The following is a 26,823-nucleotide window of genomic DNA, read 5'->3' as shown; positions in this document are numbered from 1 at the left end:
TTCCCTTCATGTTCCCAGTAGCCAGGAATTCGATGAATTCGAGCGATACCGATACCGCCCTGCCTTCCGCGACGTCCGCCAGCGCGCCGGCGTTGCCGATCTTCTGGCCGATGGCCGCCGCCGCCGCGATGGTCCGGCTCGGCTCGGCACTCACCGCGCGCAACCTGCGTTTCGTCGCGGAAGAGGAGAAGCTGCATTGCGAGCCGCATCCGGCGCTGGCGTCGCCGAACCGCGCGCTGCTGGAACTGCGTACGATGACGTTCCGCGATTATTCGGTCGCGCCGGCGCACGGGCTGCCGACGATCGTCGAAGCGCCGTATGCGGGACACCGGGCGATGATCGCCGACTATCAGCCGGGGCAGAGTTTGATGCAGACGCTGCGCGAGCACGGTGTGACGCGCGTGTACCTGACCGACTGGCGCTCGGCGACCGAAGACATGCGGGACCTCGAGATCGACCAGTACCTGGCCGAGCTGAACGTCTGCGTCGACGAGCTCGGCGGGCGCGTGAATCTCGTGGGTCTGTGCCAGGGCGGGTGGATGTCCGCGATGTATGCGGCGCGCTTTCCGCACAAGGTCGCGAGCCTCGTGCTCGCGGGCGCGCCGATCGACACGGATGCGGGCGACGGTCCGATCAAGCGGATGGCGCACACCTATCCGACGTCGTTCTACGAGGAACTGGTGACGATGGGCGGCGGCCTGATGCGCGGGCGTTTCATGCTGCGCGGCTGGAAGAACATGCATCCCGACCAGCACTATCTCGCCGAGCACGTCGACCTGTACGAACACCTCGACGATGCGGACTACCTGCGCAAGCGCGAAGCATTCGCGAACTGGTACGAAAGTCCGATCGACCTGCCGGGGCGCTGGTATCTGCAGGCGATCGTGCAGATCTTCAAGGAGAACCGGCTCGCGAAGGGCACGTTCGTCGCACTCGGGCGGATGCTCGACCTGAAGGCGATCACGTGCCCCGTTTATCTGCTTGCCGGCGCGGCCGACGACATCACGACGCAGGAGCAGGTGTTCGCCGCGCAGGACCTGGTGGGGACGCCCGCCTCGCAGGTGACGCGCCAGCTCGTGCCGGGCGGACATATCGGGCTGTTCATGGGATCGCGCACGCTGAAGGACGTGTGGCCGGGCATTGCCCGCTGGATTGCCGCGAAGCGGTAGCGGTTGCAGCGGAGGCCCACCGCGCGGTGGGCATGCGCGGCGGCGCCTCGATACGTTGGTGCGTCGATGGGTCGATGCGTCGGCGCGTCGGTACGGCAACGGTGCCGGCGCGCATGCATGCGGCGGGCGAGCGGTCGCGCCGCCGCGGCAGATCAGCCGCCGAGCAGTGCGTCCGCGAGCGCTGGCGGCGCGTGCCCGACCGTGACTTCCGGCGTGCCATGCCACGCCGCCAGCCGTTTCACGGCCTTCGCGACGTCGGCCGCGAGCCCCGTGCCGAACCGCACGCCCGGCTCGACATGCACCGTCTTCAACTCGAACGTGCCGAGCGCGCGATGCGCTTTCGCGTCGACGCGCCCGATCAGCCGGCCGCGATGCAGCACCGGCAGGCAGAAATACCCGTAGCGCCGCTTGTGCGCGGGCGTATAGCACTCGATCGTGTAGTCGAACCCGAACAGCGTCGAGGCGCGCCGCCGGTCCCATACCACCGGATCGAACGGCGACAGCAGCGTCGTGACCGTCGAGCGCAGCGTGTCTGCCGCGGCGGCCGGCAGCAGCGCGTCGAGCGAGCGATGCACGTAGGCCGGCTCCTTCCAGTCGGCGACCTCCACCGGGATCAGCTCGCCTGCGTCCGCGAGTCGCTCGAGCTCCGCGCGGTACGAACGGCGCGGCAGCCGGTAGTAGTCGGCCACCCAGTCCGCGCGCACGATCCCGAGTGCGCGGCACGTGTAGTCGAGCAGCGCAGGCAGCACCGCGTCGCGCGGCGGCAGGTCGCGCGCATCGTCCCAGTCGGGCAGCACGCGTTCGCGCACGTCGTAGATGCGCTGGAAATTGCGGCGCTCGGACACCATCAGGTGGCCGGTCGTGAACAGCACTTCCAGGTGTTTTTTCTCGGGCTTGCGGTCCCACCAGCCGTTGCCTTTCACCCCGTCTTCCCGGATGAAATCGGCGGACCGCACGGGGCCTTCGTCGCGAATCCGCGCGAGCAGCCGCTCGATTTCGGCGCGGTTCTGCGCGTGCCAGTCGGCCGCGTATTTCCAGCCCATCCCCGACGGATCGAGCATCTTGTAGCGCATCAGCCCGAATTGCTCGACCGGCAGGAAGCACGCTTCGTGCGACCAGTATTCGAACAGGCGCGCCTCGGCGAGATGCTCGTCGAGCCACTGCGGGGCGAAGTCGCCGAGACGGCTGAACAGCACGAGATACGGACTGCGCGCGACGACATGAATCGTATCGATCTGTAACTGCGCCATCCGGCGGATCGTGTCGAGCACGTCGGCCTTGGTGGCCTTGCGGCGGGGCGGGGTCAGCAGGCCCTGCGCGGCGAGATGCAGCGCGCGGGCGGCGGCGAGCGAAAGCGTGAGCATCGGAGCGGCGGCTGAAGGTGGCGGTCGGGCACCACTTTAGCGCGAAAGCGGCGCACGTGTGCGACGCTTTCGCGCGACACGTCTGACAATGCTTGACAGATGCGCGGCGCGACTTTCCCTATAGTGCAGTCATGGCGCGACGAAATGTGCGCGCAACGATTCGGCTTCCGACGCACATATGTCCATGGCACGCAGGAAGCAGATCCGGGATTCTCAACCCCCAACGAGAGACCCGGAGCCCTGAGCGGACATCCATGCGGCTGTGCACCGGCCCCGTGTGGATGTCCGCTGATTTTTTTTGTGTGGCGGCGTTTCCGCCGCCTGCCTTTTTCCGCCAGCCAGCCCGTTCATTGCCGCTTGCCGCGCGCGACCTCGTCGCCGGCGCCGGGCGGCAGCCGCCGCGTGATCGGAATCGATGCGAACGAACACAGCCCGACCACGACGAACGCGGGCCAGAAATCCGACCACACCATCGCCTGATGCCCCTGCAGCCAGTGCGACAGGTGCAGCACGAGGCCGGCAACCGTCACGCCGAGGCCGAGCGACATCTGCTGCACGACACTGCCGAGGCTCGTCGCGCGGCCTGCATCGGCCTGCGAAATATCCGCGTAGATCATCGAATTCAGGCTTGTGAACTGCAGCGCGGGGAAGATCCCGCCGACCAGCACGATCATCCAGATCGCCCAGGTCGCCATGCCCGGATGGAACACGCCGTAGGCGGCGATCGCGAGCCCGGCGAACGCGGCGTTGTAGATCAGCACCGTGCGAAAGCCGAAGCGGCGCAGCGTATGGGTAGCCGTCGAGCGGCTCACCGCGCCGCCGAGGGCCGATGCGCAGGTGATCAGCCCGGAGTGGAACGCGCTCATGCCGAGGCCTTCCTGCAGCGCGAGCGGCAGCAGGAACGGCACGGCGCCGAGGCCGATGCGGAACAGCGACCCGCCGACCACGCTCGCGTGGTAAGTCGGGATCTTCAGGAAACTGAGGTCGAGCACGGGGCGCGCCTTGCGGCGCGCGTACGGCACGTAGAGCGCGAGCATCGCCGCGCCGGCCGCGCACATCAGGAGCGCGTTGCCGCGCGACGTGAGCGCGCCGTCGATCAGCGTGAGCCCCATCAGCAGCAGCGCGGCGCCGCTCGCCGACAGCAGGAAGCCGAACCAGTCGAGCGGGCCGGGATCGGCCTCGTGCGTGTTCGCGATGTGCTTGCTCGCGAGGTAGATCCCGTAGATGCCGATCGGCACGTTGATGAAGAAGATCATCCTCCAGTGCAGGTAGGTCGTGATGAAGCCGCCGACGAGCGGCCCGACCGTCGGCCCGAACAGCGCGGGAATCGCGAGGTAGTTCATCGCGCGCACGAGATCGGAGCGCGGCACCGCGCGGAAGATGATGATCCGGCCGACCGGCACCATCATCGCGCCGCCGACGCCCTGCACGAAGCGCGCGAACGTGAGCACGCCGAGCGAGTTGGAGGCCGCGCACATCAGCGAGCCGGCGACGAAGATGCCGATCGCGGTGCGGAACACGGCGCGCGCGCTGAAGCGGTCGGCAAGCCATCCGCAGATCGGGATGAACACGCCGAGGCCGACCACGTAGGCCGTGATCGCAATGTTCAGTGTGACGGGATTGTGCCCGAAGTCCCTCGCCATCGCGGGCAGGGCGGTGACGATGATGTTCGCGTCGACGCTTTCCATGAACAACGCACAGGCAACGATGAGCGGTGCTAGAAAGACGGGCGACATGGGCAGGGCGCGCGGTAAAGACGCCATTATGCCCACAATGTGGTCGTTGCGTCACGCGAGACAACGCTCGTTCCGCATGTTGCAACAGTCGTTCCTGTTAGCGCGCGTGGAAGAAGAGACGACCGCGCTGCGGTGCGCTCCATGACATGACACATGACGCGCGCCCGCGGGGGCCGCCGCGAAACTTGCGTGCGATGCGCGTTTCGTGCGACAGTCGGAACTCATCCGCGGATGACAACGACGCGCATCGATCGACGGCCATCGAGACGAGCGCACGCGCGAACGAGACCCCTGCCGAACCATTCATCATCGAAAGGAGGGGACACGTCATGACGTCACGTCGCGCCGCATCGACCGCATCGCATCCTGCCTCGCATCCATCCGTGCCCGCGCCGCGTCTGCGCTGGGCCGCCGTGCTCGCCGTCGCTTACCTCGCCGTCGCCGGCTGCGCCGCGCAGGCCGACAGTGCGAACCAGGCCGCGAACCAGGCCGCGATGCAGGCGGCCAGCCAGTCCGCCGCGCCCGCCACGGCGCCGGCTTCCGGCACGCTGCTGCCGCCGCCGAGCCAACTCTACGGCGACCTGTTCGTCGCGGTGCAGACGGCGCAACTCTATCCCGACCAGAAGACCTTCGTCGACGCGACGCCCAACGCCGATCCGGCGACGATCGTACAGTTGTATCAGCAACAGAAGTCGCAGCCGGGCTTCTCGCTGAAGGCGTTCGTCGACCAGCACTTCACGCCGCCGCCGGAAGGCGGCGTCACGCCGCCCGCGAACCAGACGCTGCGCCAGCACATCGACTGGCTGTGGCCGCAGCTCACGCGCACCAGCACGACGGTGCCGCCGTACAGTTCGCTGATCGCGTTGCCGAAGCCGTATGTGGTGCCGGGCGGCCGCTTCCGCGAAGGCTACTACTGGGATACCTATTTCACGATGCTCGGGTTGCAGGTGTCGGGGCGCGAGGATCTCGTCGACGACATGCTCGACAACTTCGCATACCTGATCGACACGATCGGCCACATCCCGAACGGCAACCGCACGTACTACGCGAGCCGCTCGCAGCCGCCGTTCTTCGCGTACATGGTCACGCTCGCCGCGCAGGCCGAAGGCGACAAGGTCTACCAGAAATACCTGCCGGCGCTGCGCAAGGAGCATGCGTACTGGATGCAGGGCGAAACGACGACGCCGCGCGGGCAGGCCGCGCGCAACGTGGTCGCGATGCCGGACGGTGCGGTGCTGAACCGCTACTGGGACGCGAGCGACACGCCGCGCGACGAGTCGTATCTCGAGGACGTGACGACCGCGAAGGCCGTGCCGGATCGCCCCGCGAACGAGGTGTACCGCGACCTGCGCGCGGGTGCCGAAAGCGGCTGGGACTACAGCTCGCGCTGGTTCGGCGACGGCAGGACGCTCGCGACCATCCGCACGACGGCGATCGTGCCGGTCGACCTGAACAGCCTGATGTTCCATCTCGAGACGACGATCGTGAAGGGCTGCGCGGTCACGCGCGACTTCGCGTGTGTCGCGGATTTCTCCGGACGGGCGGCGCGGCGCGCGGCCGCGATCAACCACTATCTGTGGAACCGTCGCGGCTATTACGGCGACTACGACTGGCAGTTGCGCAAGCCGCGCGACGGCGTGACGGCGGCCGCGCTGTATCCGCTGTTCGCGGGCGTCGCGTGGCCCGAGCGTGCGAAGGCGACCGCGCGCGAAGTGCGCAAGACGCTGCTGCAGCCGGGCGGCCTCGCGACGACGACCGCGAACACGGGCCAGCAGTGGGATGCGCCGAACGGCTGGGCGCCGCTGCAGTGGATCGCGATCGACGGGCTGCGCCGCTACGGCGAGCCGGCGCTCGCAAAGGACATCGGCACGCGCTTTCTGGCCGACGTGAAGCATGTGTATGCAACCGAAGGCAAGCTCGTCGAGAAGTACGTGGTCGAAGGGGCTGGCGCGGGCGGCGGCGGGGGTGGCGAATATCCGCTGCAGGACGGCTTCGGCTGGACCAACGGCGTCACGCTGAAACTGCTCGGGCTGTATGGCGAGTGACAGGCCGCGCGCATTGCATGCACGCACCTGAACGAGCACGGGCCGGATCGCCGCGCGCGCGGCAGTCCGGCCCGTGTCGCATGCGAGGGTGTCAGAACGTGATCGTCGTGCGCACGCCGACCACCGTTTCGTCGCCGATACGCGCGCCGGCCGCGTTCGGGTCCGGAATGCCGCCGCCCGGCCGGAAGAAGTGCTGCAGGTCGGCCTGCACCTGCCACCACGGCGCGACCTGGTACTGGTAGGTCGCCTCGATCACCGTTTCCGCGCGCCGTACCGGATAGCCGGGCGTCGCGAGCCTGCCGGTGTCGCCGTCGAGCGCACGCGCGTGCGAGCCGATCTTCGCGTAGCCGACCGCGATGCCGGCCGTATCGTCGTCGCGGCCCTTGAACGGCGCCTTGAGCGTCACGCCCGCATTCGCCGCGAAATCGACGACGTTGCGATCGCCCGGCGCGCCCATCACGCGCGCGAACACGCCGACCGAGCGCGGGCTGTCCGCCGACGGCCGCCATACCATCTGATCCGCGACCGCATAGAAACCGTAGTTACCGCGATGCGTGGCGGGGATCCCGTTGCTGGCCGGATCCGCGAGCGACAGCCCGTCGGTGCCGACGCGCGGATCGTTCGCGTGCTGCGACTGATACCAGAAGCCGAGCTTGTACGTGCCGGGCAGGCCGGCCGGTTGCGGTGCCTTCGGGTCGGCGGGCGGCGCGTTCAGCGCGTACTGGAGTTCGCCGATCACGAACGCGCCGCTGCGCAGGTTGAAGTTGGTGCCGTGCGCGTTCAGCGCCTGCGCATCGCCGTCGCTGCGGCCGGCCGGATTGCCGTCGAACACGCCGACCATCGCGGTCCACGCGTCGGCCGGCTTCACGCGCAGCCGCACGCCGAGCGACGACAGCGGATAGGCAGCGCCGCCGGCCGGCAGGTCGGTCGCCGGAAGCACGGGCCAGCCGAACGTCGCGTTCATGAACGTCGCCGCGTACTGGCTGACCATGAATTCCTGGTCGACGCTTTGCTGGCCGACCTTCACGTCGGCCTTGCCGGCGAGGAACGCCTGCTGGTACCAGAGCTCCCACAGCCGCGTGGTCGAATTCGCCTCGATGCCGGTCGCGGTCTGCAGCGTCTGCAAATAGCGCTGCGTGAGGTTGGTGCCGTGGATCTGCAACCCGGACACGTTGAACGTGCCGCCCGGCAGGCCGATCGCCTTCTCCGTATCGACGTTGAAGCCGAATTGCGTGAGGCCCTGGTAGGCACCGCCGCGCTGCGTGCCGCCCGCGGCGTTGTACAGGTACTCGCTGGTTTCCTGCAGGTTCAGCGTGACGCCGTGATCGCCGAGCACGTCGCGCAGGCCGCCCATGTTGCCGAGCAGGTTCGACCGTTCCCAGAAACCGGTGGGGGCGGGCGCGGCAGCGGCGGCTTGGGCGGGGGCGGCGGCAGTGTCGCTGGCTCCGGCCGCCGGTTCGGCCGCGCTGGCCGGTGACGACGATTGCGCGAACGCAGGCGCGGCCGCGAGCGACAGCAACAGCGCGGCGAGCGCGTCGAGGCGCGCTGTGCGCGGCGCGGATGCGAAGCGATTTTTCATGCGGGCTCCATGATTCGAGTGATTGGTTTGGCTGAAGCAGTGAAAACGTGAAGCGATGGCGCAGGTGCGGGCGGCGGCGCGCGGGCATGCTGCGCGTTGCGCGCGCGACCCGTTACGGCAGCCAGCCGCCGATCCGCCATACGTGCGTGAAGCCGAGGCGCGATGCGCTCGCACAGAGCAGCGCGACGAGCGCGACGGCGGCCGCCATCGCGCCGGCCAGCACGCAGTCGAGCGGGCGCGGTGCCGCCGGCAGGTGCGCGAGCGCGCTGCCGCGCCAGTTGCCGAACGTGTGGGCGAGCGGTGCAAGGGCCGAAGCGAACGAGCGGTCGGACACGACACGCGCGAGTTGCTTGAGTCTGACCATGAGCGATTGAAACAACATGACGTGCCTCCGTCCGGTCCGGCGCATGCCGGACGACGTGATCGAGCACGGCTGCATGACGCGACCGGCGCTCGGCGGTTGGAACGTAACGGAGCGTGCGACACGGACGATCCGGCGATGCCGGCCCGGGAGGAAGCGCGCTAACCCGACGATGGCGAGCTAGCGGCGAAAGACATGCGCCTGGCTGCTATCTCGCGATGGCTTGGCCGGCCTGGACCGGCATCGAACTGCAACTGGAGCATGCGTCCACGAAGGGACTCCCTTGATGAATTGGGGCGGATTGTAGTCGCGAGTTTTGCTGCGGTGCAAGCAAAAAAGGCGGCGACGTTGCGCATTTCGCACCGCGTGCGGCGCCCCCTCCGGGCCGGTTGATGCCCGCCGCGACCGCCCGCCGGCGGCGCGCGGCGACTGTTGCTCGCACGCATCGGCGGCGCGTGCGCGTCGAGGCGCTGAAAGGTTGCGGCGCGTCATTCCGGGCGCGATTCTTTCAGCTCGCATGAACCCGAAAAAATATTCCGTCAAGCCTGTTCCAAAGGGTTGACTTCCGTTTCGGCCGGTCCATAGAATCCGCCATCTTCACTCTTGGGGCCGCCGCCTTGGACGCCTGCAGTAGTCGATCTTCGAACGAAGTTTCCGCCTGAGCGACCGACGTCCGCGCCTCATCGAAGCCGCCGTTTGTCCCCCAGGCAAACGGTGCGCGCAGCAGTATTTCGCAGTAACCCCCTCGTGCACCCAGATTCGCGCCGGTCAGCGTGATGCGTTTGCGCATGCGCCATCCGGTTTCGCCGCCGCCCGGCGCGCGGCCGCGTTCGCGCATGCGTTTCGCATGCACCCGAACGGCGGCTCGCGCGCCGGGCGGCGGTCAACCGTGTTCTCCGGAACACCGCACAGGAGCCGCCATGAACGACAGTGACAGTTGTCCCTTATGCCCGTTGCACCAACAGACCCTTTTGAACCCGGGTCGCAGGGACATTCCGGCCAACTAGCCTGACACGTCGTTCAGGCCCCGGACTGGCCCCGCACCCACCACGCGGCCGGCATGCATGCCGCTGCCGTCAGGAGCCAGACCATGAACTTCGGCCTTCTGCTGTCGAATCTTCCGCAAGTCACGCGATCGCATCCGCACTACGACGCGATGCCGATGCTCGACGCCCGTCCGCGGGTGTTTTCCCGTTTGTTCAACCGGTTGAAATCGCTGCTTTGCTGAACTGAAACACCGAGCGCGTCTCGGCATGCGCGCGCGGGCTCCGGGCTCGTTACGCGTGCGCATTCCAAGACCACACGCTTGACCGAAAAAAACCAGTCGTACGGAATTCATCATGTCCACGCCATCCAACGTCTCTCCACCGATCGCCGTCGAACGCAGTGCCGTGCTCGACGAAGCCCACCTGGGCGACATCCGCGGCGCGCTCGGCACCATCGCGCATCACGACACCGCCGCGCGCGGCACGTGGTGGGCGCGCCTGCGCACGCTGCTCGCGATCATCGGGCCCGGCCTCATCGTGATGGTCGGCGACAACGACGCGGGCGCCTTCGGCACCTATACGCAGGCTGGCCAGAACTACGGGACGACGCTGCTGTGGACGCTGCTGCTGCTCGTGCCGGTGCTGTACGTAAACCAGGAAATGGTGCTGCGCCTCGGCGCGGTCACGGGCGTCGGCCATGCGCGCCTGATCTTCGAGCGCTTCGGCAAGTTCTGGGGCGCGTTCAGCGTGATCGACCTGTTCCTGCTCAACGCGCTGACGATCGTCACCGAGTTCATCGGCATCACGTTCGTGCTGGCTTTCTTCGGTCTCCCGAAGATCGCGGGCGTGTGCGTGGCGGCCGCGCTGACGATGGCGGCCGTGAGTACCGGCGACTTCAGGCGCTTCGAGCGGTTCGCGATCGTGCTGTGCGTGCTGAGCCTGCTGCTCGTGCCGGTGCTCGTGTCGATCCACCCGCCGGTGGCGCAGATGTCGCGCGACTTCTTCGTGCCGAACTGGCCCACGCACGCGAAGCTGTCCGACGTGATGCTGCTCGTGATCGGCATCGTCGGCACGACGGTCGCGCCGTGGCAGCTGTTCTTCCAGCAGAGCTACGTGATCGACAAGCGCATCACGCCGCGCTTCATGAAGTACGAGAAGGTCGATCTGTGGATCGGCATCGCGTTCGTGCTGATCGGCGCGGTCGCGATGATCGGCTTCAGCGCGGCGCTGTTCGGCGGCCATTCGGAAGCGGGCAACTTCAGCGACGCGGGCGGCGTGATCGCGGGCCTCGAGAAGTATGCGGGCCGCACCAGCGCGACGCTGTTCGCGGTCGCGCTGCTCGACGCGTGCATCATCGGCGCGGCGGCGGTGTCGCTGTCGACCGCGTACGCGATCGGCGACGTGTTCAAGATCCGTCATTCGCTGCATCGCGGCGTGTCCGACGCGAAGGGCTTCTATCTCGTCTACTTCGGGATCGTCGCGGCCGCTGCCGCGCTCGTGCTGATCCCGGGCAGCCCGCTCGGCCTGCTGACCGAAGCGGTGCAGACGCTCGCGGGCGTGCTGCTGCCGAGCGCGACGGTGTTCCTGCTCGTGCTGTGCAACGATCGCCAGGTGCTCGGCCCGTGGGTCAACTCGACGAAGCTCAACATCTTCACGGGCGCGGTGATCTGGGTGCTCGTGCTGCTGTCGATCATCCTGACCGCGTCGGTGATGTATCCGGACATCAGCGGCGAAGCGATCATCGACGTGCTGGTCGGCGGAACCGTGCTCGCGATCACCGGCTATCTCGCGACGGTGCTGATCCGCCGCAACAAGCGCGTCGTCGAGCCGGGCATCGATCGCGCGCTGCGCGCCACCTGGCGCATGCCGCCGCTCGACACGCTCGAACCGCAGAACATGACGGTCGCGACGCGCGTCTGGATGGCCGTGCTGCGCGGCTATCTGGTGATCGCGGTCGGTCTCGTGATCGTCAAGGTCGTGCAGATGACGCTGCTGAAGTAACGCCGTTCGAGACGTCATCGCCAGTTGTGCGCACATGCCGGCCCGCGAGGCCGGCATGTGCGTTTACGCGGGCAGAGCGCGCGCGCGTCAGATCAGCTCGAGCTTCGACGTCAGGTACGTGAGCTGGATCCGGTTCGCGACGCCGAAGCGCTTGCGCAGCTTGCGCAGGTGATAGTCGACGTTGTGCGCGCTGGTGTCGAGGCGCCGGCCGATCTCCTTGTCCGACGCGCCTTCCGCGATGCCCAGCAGCAGTTCCTGCTCGAACGGCGTGAGCCCGTTCACGGCGCGTTCGCGCGACGTCGCGATCAGTTGCGGCGACGCGAACTTGTGCACCGACAGCCCGATCGACAGCGCCTGCTCGATCGTCGCCGGCGTGATCCACTCGCGCGTGCGGCGCGGCGCGGTGAAGCTCATGAACGCATGCAGCCGCGTGCCGGGCACGGCCATCGAATACATGATGCCGCTGCACATGCCGTCGTCCTGCATCGTCTGCAGGAAACCGTCGAGCGCGGCCGGGCTCACGCACGGGCCGCCGTCGCGCGCGCGGTGGTCGCGGCGCAGCTGCTGCAGGTCCCACACGATCGGCATGTTGCACACGCGCGCGTCGAGCGTGCGCGGATCGATGTCGTGATGGTTGTGCCGGACGTAGTCGCCGCGATAGGTGGGCGGCGTGAACGCCTCGTGCAGGTAGAGACTTTCGACACGCTCCCGCGAGAATTCGAGCGCGAAATACGCGAACGTCGAGAAGCCCGTCAGGTGCAGCAGGCTGGTGACGATCCGGTTGCGTTCGGCGGTGCTCTGCGCGTGCGCGAGCGTATCGGCGACGCCGAGCTTCGGCGCGTGCGGCTGCGCGATGTCGTCGCGCTTGACGTCGTCGCACCAGACGACCTGCACCGGGCGCGCTCTCGACGCGTCGGCACAGGCGACCGTCCGCCGCGGCGGACGGGGCAAGGTTGGGGCGACCGCTTCTTCTTGCAATGCAATATCGGACATGAGCCATCCCTCGGAATCGACGCGCATCGCGCAGCGGCAGCCGTGTCATGCACGGTGCCTGCGACGATGCGATCGAGCATCTTTATGATTTGCGCCGATCGTCATCCAGACGAAACGCGGGGGCATTGTACAAAAATGCCTGTCTGCGCGTAATATGCCGTAATACTAATTCGGGCGAAAGGTTCATATTCGCACCGGTATAGAGTCGACCAGAAAATCATAAAGAAAAGACCAAATCGTGACGGGGCAGGTTCACATATTGGGAAGGGGTGGGCTCCTCATGACATATGCTGACGACGCGCCACGCGTCGAGTGGTTCTCGCAAGCCGATATCGCGGCCGCTGCCGCTTATTCGAAAGAAATTCATGCAATCGAGCGCGACGTTTTTACCGGCATTCAAATCGCGCCCGGTAAATCCGACCTCGCTTCCGTCGATTTCTCCCAATGCCATGCGCGATTGCGGCAAATCGGTTTCAGCACGCTCGGCTACGGCGCCTACGAGATGATCGGGCGGCGCATCCTGTGCGCGCATCTGCTGCGTGACCTCGCGCCCGCGACGTTCATGCAGCCGTATATCGAGGGCATGCTCTACGAGAGCGACCCGCGTTTCGCGCAAGTGCGCAGCAGCGGCTTCCCGGTCGCGTGGCGGCTCGACGAGATCGAGTCGGCCGCGCAGGGCAGCGGCGACCGCAAGGTGCTCGCGCTGGCCGGCCATCTGCGTGCGCATGCAATGAACAGCGGCGTGATCTTCAGCCTGTCGGCGCCGCGGCTCGACCTGCGCGTTGCCGTGAACGTGACGTCGGAAGCCCACGGCACCGAATGGATCGACGATCGCGTGATCGGCGGTGCGCTGTCGGTGAGCCTCGCCGTGCATCGCGTCGCGCTGCCGTTTCTCGAGGCGCGCATCGCGCGCATGCGCGGCTTCGCGCTCGGCGACGAGCAGCAGCAGGTGCTCGACCGGCTCGTGCACGGGCTGTCCGACCAGGAGATCGCGAGCGCGCTGCGCACGTCGCTGCACAAGGTCGGTCACCATATCCGCTCGCTCGAAAAACTCTTCAACGTGCAGAACCGCGCGCAGCTCGCGTATCTCGCCGCGCGCCGTCTGGAGTCCTGACCCTGTCTCGCCGCGCGGCGCCAGCCGCGCGATGGAAGCGGTTCCGGCGATGCGCGCGCGCAGGCGCCGCCGGGTTTCGTAGTCCGATCCGATCGTCACCGGAAAACGGCCGCGACGCTACGAGGCGCTTCCCTTTTTACGCGGTTGCGCGTCGCTACACTCGTCCCATTCAACGGTCCGCGCGACGCGGGGCATGACGGCCCGCGCCCGCCGGCGACAACGACAGGACGACGGCACGATGGCAGAACCGAAGGCGCTCCCTCGCGACTGGCAGCGGATCTTTTCCGCCGGCCGCAGCGTGTCCGGGCGACGTCTCGGGGCATCGCCGCGCGCCGACCTGTTTCTCGCCGCGTTCATCGTGTCGGTGGTCGCGCTGTTCATCCTGCCGCTGCCGCAAGCCGCGCTCGACGGGATGATCTCGCTGAACCTTGCCGCGAGCGTCGTGCTGCTGACGGTGTCGACCTACGTGCCGTCGGCGGTCAGCTTCTCGTCGTTTCCCGCGCTGCTGCTGTTCACCACGCTGTTCCGGCTCGCGCTGAACATCGCGTCGTGCAAGCTGATCCTGCTGCACGCGAACGCGGGCCACGTGATCGACGCGTTCGGCCGGCTCGTGGTCGGCAACAACGTCGTGGTGGGCGGCGTGGTGTTCCTCGTGATCGCCGTCGTGCAGTTCATCGTGATCGCGAAGGGTTCGGAGCGGGTCGCCGAAGTCGGCGCGCGCTTCTCGCTCGACGCGATGCCGGGCAAGCAGATGAGCATCGACGCGGACCTGCGCGCGGGCATCATCAGCGCCGACGAAGCGCGCGAGCGCCGCGAGAAGCTCGAACAGGAATCGCAGATGCACGGCGCGATGGACGGCGCGATGAAGTTCGTGAAGGGCGATGCGATCGCGGGCCTCGTGATCGCGTTCATCAACATCGTCGCGGGCATCGCGGTCGGCACGCTGATGCACGGGATGGATATCGGCGAGGCGCTGCAGCGCTACGCGATCCTGACGGTCGGCGACGGGATGGCGTCGCAGATCCCGTCGCTGCTGGTGTCGATCGCGGCGGGCATCGTGACGACGCGCGTCGCGACGCGCGACACGCGGCAGCGCCAGCTCGGCGAACAGCTGGGCGAGCAGCTCGGCGCGCATCCGCGCGCGCTGCTGATCGCGGCGCTGGTGCTGGCCGGGTTCCTCGTCGTGCCCGGTTTTCCGAAATGGTCGTTCGCGCTGATCGCGCTCGGCCTCGGCGCGTTCGCCTTCACGCAGCTCAAGCGCAAGACGACCGCGCCGAGCTTCAACCTGATTCATATCGCGGGTCGCATCGGCGCGACCGACGACGGCCAGCCCGCGAAGGTGTCGCATGCGGCAGGCGTCACGTCGCTGATCGCGGTGTCGCTGTCGGACGACCTGCGCACGACGCTGAACCTCGCGCAGCTGCAGACTGCGCTGTCGAGCGCGAAGGCGCGCGTCGACGCGGACATCGGCACGGTGTTTCCACGCATCACGCTGAACGACGACGAAGGGGCGGCGCCCGGCACGTACCGGATCTATCTGCAGGACGTGCTCGCCGCGCATGGCGCGCTGAAGCCGGGCTGGCTGCTGTGGGACGGCGTCGCGCCGCTGCCGGAGCGCGCGGAGCGCCAGCCGGCCGAGGCGTTCGGCCCGTTCGCGACCGCGCTGTGGATCAAGCCCGACGGCGCGGCGCCGGACGGCAAGTGGCTGACGAGCGAAGGCGCGCTCGCCGCGCACGTCGAGCAGATCGTGCGCCAGCATGCGGACGAGCTGCTCGGCATCCAGGAAACGCAGGCGCTCGTGCACCTGGTGCGCCGCGAGCATCCGGAACTCGTCGGCGAACTGACGCGGCTCGTGCCGCTGCAGCGCGTGACCGAGGTGCTGCGCCGGCTGCTGGCCGAGCAGGTGCCGATCCGCAACCTGCGCGTGATTTTCGAAAGCCTGATCACGTGGGCGCCGAACGAGCCGGACGACGTGATCGCGCTGGTCGAGCTGGTGCGCGTCGACCTGCGCCGGATGATCACCGATCGCCATGCGGGCGCGACGCGGCAGCTGCGCGTCGTGCTGTTCGAGCAGAACCTGCAGGAGCGGATCGAGAACGCGGTGATGCGCACGAAGCAGGGCAATTTCCTCGCGCTGTCGAGCGCGATCAAGCAGGACATCGGCGAACAGGTGCGCGCGATCGTGCAGGCCGCGACGGCGGCGCAGCCGGCAGGCGCGGGCGGTCACGGCAACCCGCCGGGCGCCGCGCGGCTCGCGGTGATGGTCGCGCTCGGCGCGCGCCGCTACGTGAAGACGATTTTGCAGCCGGTGCTGCCGGAACTCGCGGTGCTGTCGTACCAGGAGGTCGAGGAGGACGTGCAGCTGCATACGGTCGGCTGGGTGAAGAACCCGCCCGACGACGGCACGCTCGGCGCGGGCGCCGGCGTGCGTGCGCCGGGAGTCGTGCAATGACGAGCTCGACGATCCTCGACCTGACCCGGCAGGCGCTGATGCTGGTGCTGCTGCTGTCGTTGCCGATCGTGCTGATCGCCACCGTCACCGGCCTCGTCGTCGCGATCCTGCAGGCCGTCACGCAGGTGCAGGACGCCAACCTCGGCATCGCGGTGCGGCTGATCGCCGTGATGGTCGCGCTCGTGCTGCTGTCGGGCTGGCTCGGCAGCGAGGTGCTGCGCTTCGCGCAGCAGGCGCTGGAACGCATGTTCGTTTCTTCCACAGGAGTGTCTTGATGCGTCGACGCGTCGCCCCGATCCGGTTTCAACCGCGCCGCCTGCAACGGGCCGCGCTCGCCATGTGCGCGACCGCGCTGCTCGCCGCGTCGCTGTGCGTGACGGTCGCGCAGCCGGCGCGCGCGGCGGACCTGCGCTGGCGCAACAAGCCGTTCACGATCGTCGCGAACGGCAAGAAGATCGGCGACTTCATTCGCGAGCTCGCGTCGTCGCAGGGCGTGACGGCCGTGGTCGACCCGAAGGTCGACGGCGTGATCAGCGGCCGCTTCTCGGGCACGCCGCAGCAGACGCTCGACACGATCTGCTCGACCTACGGGCTCACGTGGTACTACGACGGCTCGTTCCTGTACGTCGACCCGGCCGACCAGTCGCAGACGCAGATGATCCCGATCCCGCCGAACGCGGCCGGCGAGATCGGCCGCGCGCTGCAGGCGATGCAGATTCCCGACAAGCGCTACACGCTCGTGATCAACGATCGCGCGAACAGCGTGTACGTGGCCGGCCCGCGTCGTTACGTGGAGCTCGTGCGGCAGGCGGTCGGCTCGGTCGGCGATCCGTCGGCGAACGGCGCGCATGCGGACATCCGCGCGTTCCGGCTCCGGTACGGCTGGGCGTCCGACTTCACGATCAACCGCTCGGGCAAGGAAGTGACGGTGCCGGGCGTCGCGACGATCCTGCGCCGGCTGTTCGGCAAGGGCGGCGGCACGAGCGAGCTGCCGTCGAGCACGCCGCTCGGGCAGGCCGCGCGCCAGGTGAAGCTCGGCTCGGGGCTGACGATCGCGGTGCCGCGGCTCGACTTCCCGGACATTGCCGGCGGCCCGCGCCAGGCCGGCTATGGCGGTGCCGACGGCGCTGCCGGCGGCGTCTCGCCGTTCTCGAACGGCGGCGGTGGCGACACGCTGCCGCAGATCGTCGCCGATCCGGCGATCAACGCGGTGATCGTGCGCGACCTGCCGGAGAACATGTACCGCTACCAGGCGCTGATCAACCAGCTCGACGAGCGGCCGCGCATCGTCGAGATCAACGTGACGATCATCGACATCAACGAGGATTCGCTCGACAGTCTCGGGATCGACTGGCGCCTGCACACGACGCACGGCGACGTGCAGATCGGCAACGGCGCGAATCCGCTGAACGGCAACACGCAGTACAACGGCGCCGGCAATCCGCCGCTGACGTTCGGCGTCGGCGCGTCGGAGACGGGGCAGACCGGCACCTTCATGCCGACCGGCATCGCGCTGACCGCGTCGATCGGCGGCTCGCTGCGCAACTACCTGCTCACGCGCGTGAACGCGCTCGCGCAGAAGGGGCAGGCGCAGCTGCGCTCGAAGCCGAAGGTGCTCGCGCTCGACAACACCGAGGCCATTCTCGAGAACCTCACGCAGTTCTACGTGCAGGTGCAGGGCTACCAGGATTCGTCGCTGTACAGCGTGACGACCGGCACCAGCATCAAGGTGACGCCGATGATCGTCGACGAGGCGATCCGCAACGCGGCCGCCGTGTCCGGCAACCCGCAGAGCGTGATGATGTCGATCGACATCCAGGACGGCAACATCGTGCCGGGCCAGGCCGTGTCGAACGTGCCGGTGATCCAGCAGCGCAACATCGTCACCAAGACGATGATCGACGAAGGCAAGAGCCTGCTGATCGCGGGCTTCAACGACGACGAGGTGCGGCTGAACAAGAGCGGCGTGCCGTGGCTGTCGGACATCCCGCTGATCGGCAACCTGTTCAAGTACACCGACAAGTCGGGCAACCACATGGAGCGGTTCTACCTGCTGACGCCGCGCGTGGTGACGACCGCGTCGATGTACGCGCCGGACGGCGCACCGGTGAACCCGGGCGCGGACGGGCCGGCCGGTTCGAACGGCACGTCGATGTATCGCCCGCCGGACAACGACATCGCGGTGCCGCTCACGCCCGCGCCGCTGCCCGGCACCAAGTTCGGCCCGCCCGCGCTGCCGCCGCCGAAGGATTCGGCGGCGCAGCCGGTGGCGACGACCGCAGGAGCGTCCACCCATGTCGACGACCATCATTGACCCGCACGGCGACGGCGCATTGTCCGGCGGCACGGCGGGCGCCGCGGCCGGGGCGCCCGCGCTCGCGTCGCCGTGGAACCTGTGTTTCCTCAGCGGGCCGATGTACGGCCGCACGATGTCGCTCGCGCGCGGCGCGAACTGGGTCGGCACCGCGGCCGACTGCGAAGTGATCCTGCCCGATCGCGAGATCGGCGCGAAACAGGTGTGCCTGCAGGTCGGCGCGCTCGCGGTGACGGTGCAGAACCACGGCGGCGACGGCGGCGCGCCGGTGCTGTTCAACGACGCGCCGCTCGGCGCGGGCCGCCGCTCGATGACGCCGCAGGACGTCGTGACGGTCGGCTCGATCAAGCTCGGCATCGCGCGTCATGCGCAGGCGAGCGTCGCGGTGCCCGACGAGGCCGACGCGCCGGACGCCGCGCGCGAGGCCGCGTGGCTCGGCTGGCTCACCGGCGGGCTGCGCCGCCTCGGCAGCCGGCGGCTCGTGATCGCGGTCGTCGCGCTGTGGATCGGCGTGCTGCTCGGCGCGCTCGGTTACGGCTTCGTCGCATGGTCGGGGCGCCTGCCGTGGCAGCACGAGTCGGTGCTCGCGCGCACGCACCGGCTGCAGCAGCTGCTGCACGCGTATCCGGAGCTCGCCGTCGCGCCGCGCGACGACGGCGTGATCGTGTCGGGTTACGTGAGCGACCCGGCCGCGCGGGAACGCGTCGCGCAGATCGTCGCGGGCGTCGACAACGCGGCGCTCGGCAACCTCTACGTGGTCAGCGATCTCGTCGCGACCGCGCAGACGTATTTCAGCGACACGGCGCTGACGGTCACCTATCTCGGCCGCGGCCGGATCGAATTGACGGGGGCGGCCGAGCGCGCGCAGATCGAGCCGCGTATCCGCAACTACATGAAGGACGCGCGCCCGGCGCTCGAGGTGGTCGACCACGTGCGCGACGCCGATGCGGCCGCGCCGCGCACCGCGACGACGCTCGGCGGCGTCGCGGGGATTCCGGAGATCACGACGGTGTTCGCGGGCGACGGCGACCAGCGCTACATCGAGACCGCCGACGGCAGCCGCTATTTCGAAGGCGCGCGGCTGAAGGAAGGGCCGACCGTGGTGTCGATCGGCCCCGACGAAGTGGTGTTCGAACGCAATGGCCAGCGCATCACGATGCCGCTCGGCGGTCCGTCCGCGAGCGCGCCCGAGCGGGCATCGGCGCCGCACGTGCCGCCGCTCGCGAGCGGCGCGGCGGCCGGCGTCGCGCAGCCAGTGCCCGGACCGGCGTTGTTGCCGGATGCGCCGGCGGTACCGGCGGTTGCTGCGGCCGGCGCATCGAAGGCGGCGGCGCGTTAGCGCCGCGACAGGACTTGCGCATCGCGTGTCGCGCGGTGCGCGCATTACGCGACACGCCGCGCGCATGCGGCGCGTCACGTCGCCGGCGGGGCATGGGGCCGCCGCCGGAACAGGGAAGCAGTTCAATGACGTACATGCAAAGGAGCGAAACATGAGTACCCCCCCCACTGGTGCCAACAACACGCAACAGGTCCAGCAGCAGGCGGACGACCTGACCAAGACGCAGCTCGAACTGACGAAGATCAACTTCCAGGTCCAGCAGTCGACCGCGACGTTCGAAACCAGCAACGCAGTGACCGCGCAGGAAGGGACGGCGAACGCCCAGGTCGCGCAACACCTGAGTTCCGCCGGCCGCGCATGACGCCGGTCGCCGGCCGTGCCGCGCGACGCCGGATGCCGGGGCCGCCCGTGACGGGCGCCCGGCGGGGCGTATGCGCGTGGCGGCCGGCTCGTTCCCGGCGCTGCCGGTCAAGGAGGACACGATCATGTCGGTAACAGGCGTAGGCGCGGCACCCCCGGACGCGGCCGCGCTCGCGGGTGCCGTGCAGCAGGCGGGCACGGCGTCCGATCCGGCGCAGGTGCGCCAGTTCGATGCGTTGATGCAGCCGGGTGCCGCGCCGGCCGCGGCGTCGCCGTCGGCGTCGGGCGTCGCGATGTCGCGTGCGCCGGCCGATGCGGCGCCGGCCGTGCAGATGACGCCCGCGACACCCGCGCAGGCGAACCATTCGTCGCTCGTCGAGCGGTTGCGCACCTACGGCAACGATCTCGACACGCGGTACGCGAACATCGACAAGCATCGCACCGAGATGCTGACGTCGATGGCGGACAACCGCAGCGATCCGCTGATGACGATGGTGAAGGCGATGGATTTCCAGTGGACCGCGACCACCACGATTTCGGAATACCAGTTGAGCCTGTCGGTCGCGCAGGCGGCGAACGGCTTCACGCACACGGTGCTGAAGACCCAGGAGTAGCGAAAGCCGGTGCGTGCGCCTGAACCGGCCGCGCGCCCTGAAGCGGACAAACGATGACGACGATCGATTCGACGCCGCGCCTGCATGCGTGGCGCAGCCGGGCGGCGCGTGCGCTGCTCGCGGGACTGCTCGCGCTGCTGGCCGGCTGCCAGAAGGAGCTTTACTCCGGCCTGTCGGAGCGCGATGCGAACCAGATGGTTGCCGTGCTCGGCGACGCGGGCATCAGCGCGGCGAAGGACAACGACGCGCGCGACACGTCGGATCGCAACGCATGGCAGGTGAGCGTCGCGGACGGCGACATGCAGTCGGCGCTCACCGTGCTGCAGGCGAACGGGCTGCCGAAGCCGAGCTATGCGAGCCTCGGCGAGCTGTTCCAGAAGCAGGGGCTCGTGTCGACGCCGGCCGAGGAGCGCGTGCGCTACCTGTATGGCGTGTCGCAGGACCTGTCGCGCACGCTGCAGGACATCGAGGGCGTGGTGGTCGCGCGCGTGCAGGTCGTGATTCCGGAGAACGATCCGCTTGCGGACAAGATCAAGCCGTCGTCGGCGGCCGTGTACATCCGCTACCGGCCCGGCGTGGACCTGCGCGCGATGGCGCCGATGGTGAAGGATCTCGTCGCGCACAGCATCGAAGGGCTGCAGTACGACAACGTGTCGCTGTTCCTGCAGCCGGCCGCCGCGCGCACGGCGCGCGTGGACGGGATCGGCAGCGCGGTGTCGGACATCCTGCGGCTGCGCTCGCCGCTCGGCTGGCTGGTGTTTCGCGCTGATCTGCTGACCTGCGCGGTGATCGCGCTGTCGGCCGCGCGGCGCGGGATGTTCGGCGCGCGGCTGCCGGGCTGGTCGGCGGCGCACCGCGCGGCGGCAACGGTGCAGGCGGCGCGTCCGCGCAGTCGGCGGCAGCCTGCGCACGCCGGACGGCGCGCGCGACGGCGCATGAACGAGCCGCATGTGCTGCCGCCGGGCGTTGCGCCCGACGCCGTGTCGCTGCCGTGGCTGCAATCTCTCGCGGCGCCGCCCGCTGCGCGGCGCGCGGCGTTTCATGCGCTCGTCTGCGAATTCAACCTGCGGCCCGACCGTTATCTGCACGTGACGCGCGTGCCGGCCGACTGGCCCGCGCGCTACCGCTCGCCCGACGCGTTCGGCCCGGCCGGTCGCAAGCTGCTTGCGCGCCATCTGCTCGATGCGAACGGCGTGGCCGAACATCACGACTTCGACCTCGCGAATCCGTGCGCGCGGCTTGCGCTGCTGCCCGGCGCGGCGCTCGAACAGCTCGCATCGTATGCGGGCTTGCTGCTGCATCGCGGCTGGCTGCGCGATGCGCTGGCCGTGCGCCGCATTCGCGCGGAAGTCGCGGCGAAGCTCGGCGGCGATGCACTGGAGCTCGCGCTCGAGCGCGCGCCGGAGTTCGGCGCGCTGGCGGACACGCTCGAACCGTGGCGTGCCGATCCGGCCGCGCTGCCGGTGGTGATCCGTGCGCGCGGCGGGCGGCTGCTCGCGGATTTCATCGGCGTGGCGGGCGATGCGGTCGCGCGGCGCGCGCGGCTGAAATTCAACCGCGCGATCGACGACGAAGCGCCGTACTGGCTGAACCGCGCGCAGCGCGACCAGTTCGGCGAATTGCTGTTCCTGTTTCTGATTCCCGAGAGGCTTGCGTCATGGGACTGGCTTTTCTGATCACGAGCGACAACCTGCAGCTGCTGTCGGAGCGCAAGGTACTCAAGGAGCGCGAATACGCGGCGCTGCTCGACGCGTCCGCGGTGATCGCGACCGCGCGCGACGAGGCCGCGCGCATCGTCGCCGATGCGCAGCGCGAATTCGACAAGCGCCAGGCGGCCGGCTACGACGAAGGGATGCGCCGCGCGCAGCGCGAGCATGCGGCGCAGGCCTATACGCAGGCGCTGGCCGCCGCGCGCACGATGGAGTCGATGAAGGATTCGATGGCCGACATCGTCGTGAAGGCCGTGCGCGCGATCGTCGGCGAGATGCCCACGCAGAGGCTGTACGAGGCCGCGCTCGCGCGGATCGCGCCGCTCGTGCGCGACGAGGCGTTCCTGATCGTGCGGGTCGCGCCGGGCCGCGAGGACGAGATGCGCGACGCGCTCGAGCGCGCGTTCGCCGGCCAGTCGAACCGGCAACGGATCCGCATCGTCGAGGATGCGCAGCTCGAACGCCACGCGTGCACGGTCGAGACGCCGTCCGGGCGCATCGACGCGAGCCTCGACCTGCAGATCGACGCGCTGCGCCAGGCGATCCGCCGCGACGCGCTGAAGGGCTCGCCGCGATGAATGCGCCGCTCGACGATCCGCAACCGAACGGCCGCGAGAGCGACGACGATGCCGCGCCGTTCGATCGCGGTCGCCTCGTCGGCGATCTCGACGCGGGGCTCGCCTTCTTCTCGCCGGTGTCGGTGCAGGGCCGCGTCAATCACGCGGTCGGGCAGATCCTCAACGCGACGGGCATCCGTGCGCGGCTCGGCGAGATCTGCGAGCTGCGCACGCCGAACCAGCCGACGCTGCTCGCCGAAGTGGTCGGCTTCTCGCGGCAGACCACGCTGCTCACGCCGCTCGGCGACGTGGCCGGGCTGTCGCCGGAGACGAGCGTCGTGCCGTCCGGGCGCGAGCACGTGTTTCCGGTGGGCGAAGCGCTGTTCGGCCGCGTGCTTGACGGGCTCGGCCGGCCGCTCGACGATCGCGGGCCGGTGACGGGCGCCGCGTGGGTGTCGACGCAGCAGGACCCGCCGAACCCGCTCGCGCGCAAGCTGATCGACACGCCGTTTCCGACCGGCGTGCGCGTGGTCGACGGCCTGATGACGCTCGGCATCGGCCAGCGCGTCGGCATCTTCGCGCCGTCGGGCGTCGGCAAGAGCACGCTGCTCGGGATGATCGCGCGCGGCGCGCAGGCCGACGTGAACGTGATCGCGCTGGTCGGCGAACGCGGCCGCGAAGTGCGCGAGTTCATCGAGCACAGCCTGTCGCCCGAGGTGCGCGCGCGCTCGATCGTCGTCGTGTCGACGTCCGATCGTCCGGCGATGGAGCGCGTGAAATCCGCGCTGGTCGCGACCGCGATCGCCGAGCACTTCCGCGATGCGGGCAAGCGCGTGCTGCTGCTGGTCGATTCGCTCACGCGTTTCGCGCGCGCGCAGCGCGAGGTCGGCCTCGCGAGCGGCGAGCCGCCGACGCGGCGCAGCTTCCCGCCGTCGACGTTCGCCGTGCTGCCGCGCCTGCTCGAACGCGCGGGGCAGGGCGCGACCGGCTCGATCACCGCGCTGTATACGGTGCTGGTCGAAGGCGATGAGGAATCCGATCCGATCGCCGAGGAAGTGCGCTCGATCCTCGACGGTCACATCGTGCTGTCGCGCAAGATCGCGCTCGCGAACCGCTATCCGGCGATCGACGTGCTCGCGAGCCTGTCGCGCGTGATGCCGCTCGTCGCGGGCCGGGCGCATCAGCAAGCGGCCGCGCGCGTGCGCGAGCTGATCGCGAAGTACCAGGAAATCGAGCTGCTCGTGCAGATCGGCGAGTACCGCGAAGGCAGCGACCGGCTCGGCGATCTCGCGCTGCGTGCGCGCGATGCGATCGGCGCGTTCTGCGCGCAGGCGTCGCACGAGGACGTGCGTTTCGACGCGCTGCTCGCGAAGCTGACGAAACTCGCGAACGACCATGTCTGAAGCCGACGACCGTCTCGTGCTCGCGACGCTCGCACGCCTGAAGCGCGTGCGCGAGATGCGCAGCCAGATCGCGCGCGTGGCGGCCGCGCGCCAGCAGGGCATCGCCGCGCAGAGCCGGCGCGCGCTCGATGCCGCGCACGCGCAGCTTGCGCAGCAGGTCGCGGCGAAGGCCGCGATCCAGACGCGCCTCGCCGACGACGTGCGCGAGGCGCGCGCGTTGCAGAACGCGGCGGCCGATACGCGCACGTTCGACCGCCATATCGGTGTCGCGCACGCGTCGGTCAGCGAGGCCGCGCACGTGCACCGCGATCACGAGGCCACGCTCGCCGACCTGCAGCGCGCCGCGCGCAAGGCGAAGGCCGCCGAGGACAAGCTCGACAAGGCCGGCGAGAAGGCCCTGCACGCGCGCGCGGCGCGGGTCGAGCGTGATGCCGACGAAGTCGCGGATGCGCATGCGGTGCGGCGCTTCGCGACGGCCGGCGTGTGGGCGGGCGACGCGCAGGGGCATGCATCGGGTCAGCGTGACATGGCGGCCGCGTTCGATGCGGAAATGGTGTCGCGACCGGCGGGGGTAGACGCGACGGACACGACGGACACGGCAAACACGGCAAACACGCGCGCAGCGGCCGGCAACGCCGACCCGGGCGGCGCGACTGTCCCGGCCGCCGCCGTCGACGATCCGGCGCCGCCCGCCGCCGCGGAGCGCCGATGCTAGACCACGCCGCGAACTTCAACGACATCGCCGGCACGCTGCGTCCGCTGCTCTACGTGATGCCGCGCCTGCTGCCGATCATGTTCGTCGTGCCGGTGTTCAACGAGCAGATCGTCACGGGCCTCGTGCGCAACGGCATCGCGGTCGTGATCGCCGCGTTCGTCGCGCCGGTGATCGACCCGGCACAGGTCGCCGCGCTGCCGTTCCTGATGTGGTGCCTGCTCGTCGCGAAGGAGGCGGTGATCGGCATGCTGCTCGCGGGCGCGTTCAGCGCGGTGCTGTTCGCGATCCAGGGCGTCGGCTACCTGATCGATTTCCAGACCGGCAGCGGCAGCGCCGCGTTCTTCGATCCGATGGGCGGGCACGAGGGCGGCCCGACGTCAGGGTTCCTGAATTTCGTCGCGATCGCGCTGTTCGTCACCGCGGGCGGGCTGCAGGTGCTCGTGCAACTGTTCGCGCAGTCGTACGCGTGGTGGCCGATCGGCTCGCTCGGCCCCGATTTCTCGTCGATGCTGCAGACCTTCGTCGTGCGGCAGACCGACACGATCTTCGAATGGATGGTGAAGCTGGCCGCGCCGGTGATCATCGTGCTGGTGCTGGTCGAACTCGGCATCGGCCTCGTCGGGCGCGCGGTGCCGCAGCTGAACGTCTTCGTGTTCGCGCAGCCGCTGAAGAGCGCGCTCGCGGTGCTGATGATGGTGCTGTTCCTGCCGGTGGTATACGCGTCGCTGCACGCGCTGCTGAGCCCCGACAGCGGGTTGATGGCGCTGCTGCGCGCGCTGTTCGCCGCGCACGGCGGCGCGTGACGGCCCCGCCGGAACCGGAGCGACGATGGCCGAAAAGAACCAGCAGCCGACCGCGAAGCGCCTGCGCGAGGCGCGCCAGAAAGGCGACGTGCCGAAGAGCGCGGAGACGATCTCGTCCGCGTTCTTCGTCGGCGTGTGCGTCGCGCTCGCGGTCGGGCTCGGCACGTTGATCGCGCGGCTGCAGGCGCTGTTCCGGCTCGTGTTCGATGCGGCGGGCGCCAGCGATCCCTCCGCGCGGCTCGCGGTGCTGATCGACGGCGCCGCGCGCGAGTGGGCGCTGCTGTCCGCGCAGATCGTCGCGGCCGGGCTGCTGGCCGGCCTGCTCGCGGGCTTCGTGCAGGTGGGCGGCGTGATGGCGTGGAGCCGGCTCGTGCCGCAGCTGTCGCGGCTCAATCCCGCCGAGGGGCTGAAGAACATGGTGTCGATGCGCAACCTCGTGAACCTCGCGAAGATGCTGCTGAAGACCGTGCTGCTGGTTGCGACGCTCGGCTGGCTGATCGTCGAGTCGCTCGACCCGGCGGTGCAGTCCGGCTTCACGCGGCCGATGTCGATTCTCGCGCTGATCGTGAAGCTGCTGATGCTGCTGTTCGGCTGGGCCGCGCTGATCTATATCGTGATGGCGCTGATCGACATCGTGCATCAGCGGCGCGAGTTCAATCAGAAGATGAAGATGTCGATCGAGGAAGTGCGGCGCGAGCACAAGGAAGATGAAGGCGACCCGCACATCGAGGCGAAGCGCCGGCAGCTCGCGCGCGAAGCGCAGTTCTCGTCGCTGCCCGACCGGATCGGCTTCGCGTCGGTGGTCGTCTATTCGTCGAGCGTCGCGGTCGCGCTTTATTACGGCGGCGTCGGCACGCTGCCATGGGTGCTCGCGCGCGGCGAGGGCGAGGCGGCCGAGCGGATCGTACGGCTCGCGCGCGACGCGCTGCGTCCGACGCTTGCGAACGCCGGCCTCGCGCAGGCGCTGTACGAGAGCACGCCTGAAAAGGGCACGATCCAGCAACGGCATTTCCGCGAAGTCGCGCAGTTGCTGAAGTGGGCGACCGGCGCGGCCTGACGTGCTCGAACTGTCGGGGCCGGAACATCGAAAGGCGCGCGGTTCAGCGATGCGTCGTGATGCGGAACCGTTTCCGCTTCACCGGGCCGGTCGCACGCAGTGCTTGACGCCGGTTTTTTTCCGGGTTCTTCCGAGATTCACCCATGAATTAT

The 26,823-nt window shown here is 69.0% G+C and carries 23 protein-coding genes and 1 pseudogene; 18 read left to right on the top strand and 6 right to left on the bottom strand.

The features are described from left to right. The first annotated feature begins 110 nt into the window (after positions 1 to 110). Positions 111 to 1,169 (top strand): alpha/beta fold hydrolase, encoded by a 1,059-nt coding sequence (locus tag PL79_RS08300; protein ID WP_415749125.1) that lies wholly within the window; start codon positions 111 to 113, stop codon positions 1,167 to 1,169. 152 nt (positions 1,170 to 1,321) lie between these two features. Here the strand turns inward: PL79_RS08300 and PL79_RS08295 are convergent, their stop codons facing one another. Together PL79_RS08295 and PL79_RS08290 are read right to left on the bottom strand one after the other, a co-directional pair. Then, on the bottom strand, positions 1,322 to 2,533 hold the full coding sequence (locus PL79_RS08295; RefSeq protein ID WP_044847598.1) for a winged helix-turn-helix domain-containing protein: 1,212 nt from the start codon (positions 2,531 to 2,533) through the stop codon (positions 1,322 to 1,324). Positions 2,534 to 2,880: 347 nt separating this feature from the next. Next, on the bottom strand, positions 2,881 to 4,269 hold the full coding sequence (locus tag PL79_RS08290) for an MFS transporter (protein WP_044847599.1): 1,389 nt from the start codon (positions 4,267 to 4,269) through the stop codon (positions 2,881 to 2,883). A 329-nt stretch (positions 4,270 to 4,598) separates the two neighbouring features. Between PL79_RS08290 and treA the strand changes: the two genes are divergently transcribed. Beyond that, a complete protein-coding gene (gene treA / locus PL79_RS08285; RefSeq protein WP_044847601.1) occupies positions 4,599 to 6,314 on the top strand; it encodes an alpha,alpha-trehalase TreA in 1,716 nt (571 codons plus the stop codon). A gap of 91 nt (positions 6,315 to 6,405) precedes the next feature. Here the strand turns inward: treA and PL79_RS08280 are convergent, their stop codons facing one another. The 3 genes from PL79_RS08280 to PL79_RS36085 form a co-directional block, all read right to left on the bottom strand. Then, positions 6,406 to 7,893 (bottom strand): carbohydrate porin, encoded by a 1,488-nt coding sequence (locus PL79_RS08280; protein WP_044847602.1) that lies wholly within the window; start codon positions 7,891 to 7,893, stop codon positions 6,406 to 6,408. A gap of 112 nt (positions 7,894 to 8,005) precedes the next feature. Beyond that, entirely contained in the window at positions 8,006 to 8,275 is a 270-nt protein-coding gene (locus PL79_RS08275; protein ID WP_044847624.1) for a hypothetical protein, read from the bottom strand. A gap of 487 nt (positions 8,276 to 8,762) precedes the next feature. Beyond that, positions 8,763 to 9,092 carry a hypothetical protein gene (locus PL79_RS36085; RefSeq protein WP_193759831.1) on the bottom strand — a complete coding sequence of 110 codons (330 nt, stop codon included), beginning with the start codon at positions 9,090 to 9,092 and terminating at the stop codon, positions 8,763 to 8,765. 252 nt (positions 9,093 to 9,344) lie between these two features. Here PL79_RS36085 and PL79_RS36080 point away from each other — a divergent pair, with 252 nt between their 5' ends. Continuing rightward, positions 9,345 to 9,482, top strand: coding sequence for a hypothetical protein (locus PL79_RS36080; RefSeq protein WP_193759822.1), 138 nt, complete (start codon positions 9,345 to 9,347; stop codon positions 9,480 to 9,482). Positions 9,483 to 9,594: 112 nt separating this feature from the next. Continuing rightward, the gene (locus PL79_RS08270) at positions 9,595 to 11,241 is read left to right on the top strand and encodes an Nramp family divalent metal transporter (RefSeq protein WP_044847603.1); all 1,647 of its coding nucleotides are present in this window, start codon (positions 9,595 to 9,597) and stop codon (positions 11,239 to 11,241) included. Between the two features lie 87 nt (positions 11,242 to 11,328). On the opposite strand, the gene PL79_RS08265 is transcribed toward PL79_RS08270, so the two are convergent. Further along, entirely contained in the window at positions 11,329 to 12,234 is a 906-nt protein-coding gene (locus PL79_RS08265) for a helix-turn-helix transcriptional regulator (RefSeq protein WP_044847625.1), read from the bottom strand. A gap of 280 nt (positions 12,235 to 12,514) precedes the next feature. Between PL79_RS08265 and PL79_RS08260 the strand changes: the two genes are divergently transcribed. From PL79_RS08260 to PL79_RS08195, 14 genes and pseudogenes are all read left to right on the top strand, one after another. Further along, positions 12,515 to 13,348: a helix-turn-helix transcriptional regulator gene (locus tag PL79_RS08260; protein WP_044847604.1), complete on the top strand. Its 834-nt coding sequence runs from the start codon at positions 12,515 to 12,517 to the stop codon at positions 13,346 to 13,348. Between the two features lie 238 nt (positions 13,349 to 13,586). Continuing rightward, on the top strand, positions 13,587 to 15,800 hold the full coding sequence (gene sctV / locus PL79_RS08255; protein WP_044847605.1) for a type III secretion system export apparatus subunit SctV: 2,214 nt from the start codon (positions 13,587 to 13,589) through the stop codon (positions 15,798 to 15,800). Further along, complete coding sequence (sctS, locus tag PL79_RS08250) at positions 15,797 to 16,075, top strand: type III secretion system export apparatus subunit SctS (RefSeq protein WP_044847606.1); 279 nt, start codon at positions 15,797 to 15,799, stop codon at positions 16,073 to 16,075. Before sctV ends, sctS begins: the two co-directional genes overlap by 4 nt. Next, a complete protein-coding gene (gene sctC / locus PL79_RS08245) occupies positions 16,075 to 18,114 on the top strand; it encodes a type III secretion system outer membrane ring subunit SctC (RefSeq protein WP_044847607.1) in 2,040 nt (679 codons plus the stop codon). The genes sctS and sctC overlap by 1 nt, the downstream gene beginning before the upstream one ends. Next, the gene (sctD, locus tag PL79_RS08240; protein WP_044847608.1) at positions 18,095 to 19,453 is read left to right on the top strand and encodes a type III secretion system inner membrane ring subunit SctD; all 1,359 of its coding nucleotides are present in this window, start codon (positions 18,095 to 18,097) and stop codon (positions 19,451 to 19,453) included. The genes sctC and sctD overlap by 20 nt, the downstream gene beginning before the upstream one ends. A 151-nt stretch (positions 19,454 to 19,604) precedes the next feature. Then, a complete protein-coding gene (locus PL79_RS08235) occupies positions 19,605 to 19,814 on the top strand; it encodes a hypothetical protein (RefSeq protein ID WP_044847609.1) in 210 nt (69 codons plus the stop codon). 124 nt (positions 19,815 to 19,938) lie between these two features. Next, positions 19,939 to 20,427, top strand: a complete 489-nt coding sequence (locus PL79_RS08230; protein ID WP_044847626.1) for a hypothetical protein — start codon at positions 19,939 to 19,941, stop codon at positions 20,425 to 20,427. Positions 20,428 to 20,480: 53 nt separating this feature from the next. Further along, positions 20,481 to 21,366 (top strand): annotated as a pseudogene (sctJ, locus tag PL79_RS37010) (type III secretion system inner membrane ring lipoprotein SctJ). Then, complete coding sequence (locus tag PL79_RS37005; protein WP_044847611.1) at positions 21,363 to 22,103, top strand: SctK family type III secretion system sorting platform protein; 741 nt, start codon at positions 21,363 to 21,365, stop codon at positions 22,101 to 22,103. The pseudogene sctJ and the gene PL79_RS37005 overlap by 4 nt, the downstream one beginning before the upstream one ends. Further along, positions 22,085 to 22,714: a type III secretion system stator protein SctL gene (gene sctL / locus PL79_RS08215; RefSeq protein ID WP_044847612.1), complete on the top strand. Its 630-nt coding sequence runs from the start codon at positions 22,085 to 22,087 to the stop codon at positions 22,712 to 22,714. Before PL79_RS37005 ends, sctL begins: the two co-directional genes overlap by 19 nt. Next, on the top strand, positions 22,711 to 24,096 hold the full coding sequence (locus tag PL79_RS08210; RefSeq protein ID WP_044847613.1) for a FliI/YscN family ATPase: 1,386 nt from the start codon (positions 22,711 to 22,713) through the stop codon (positions 24,094 to 24,096). Before sctL ends, PL79_RS08210 begins: the two co-directional genes overlap by 4 nt. Continuing rightward, positions 24,089 to 24,811, top strand: coding sequence for a hypothetical protein (locus PL79_RS08205; RefSeq protein ID WP_044847614.1), 723 nt, complete (start codon positions 24,089 to 24,091; stop codon positions 24,809 to 24,811). The genes PL79_RS08210 and PL79_RS08205 overlap by 8 nt, the downstream gene beginning before the upstream one ends. Next, positions 24,805 to 25,614 carry a type III secretion system export apparatus subunit SctT gene (gene sctT / locus PL79_RS08200; protein ID WP_044847615.1) on the top strand — a complete coding sequence of 270 codons (810 nt, stop codon included), beginning with the start codon at positions 24,805 to 24,807 and terminating at the stop codon, positions 25,612 to 25,614. The genes PL79_RS08205 and sctT overlap by 7 nt, the downstream gene beginning before the upstream one ends. A 25-nt stretch (positions 25,615 to 25,639) precedes the next feature. Further along, positions 25,640 to 26,671: an EscU/YscU/HrcU family type III secretion system export apparatus switch protein gene (locus tag PL79_RS08195; protein ID WP_044847616.1), complete on the top strand. Its 1,032-nt coding sequence runs from the start codon at positions 25,640 to 25,642 to the stop codon at positions 26,669 to 26,671. Positions 26,672 to 26,823 lie beyond the last annotated feature (152 nt).

The organism is Burkholderia sp. USMB20, from assembly GCF_000949135.2.
GTDB lineage: Bacteria > Pseudomonadota > Gammaproteobacteria > Burkholderiales > Burkholderiaceae > Burkholderia.
Note: the sequence above shows the minus strand (reverse complement) of the source record. Positions and strands in the feature narration are given on the sequence as shown.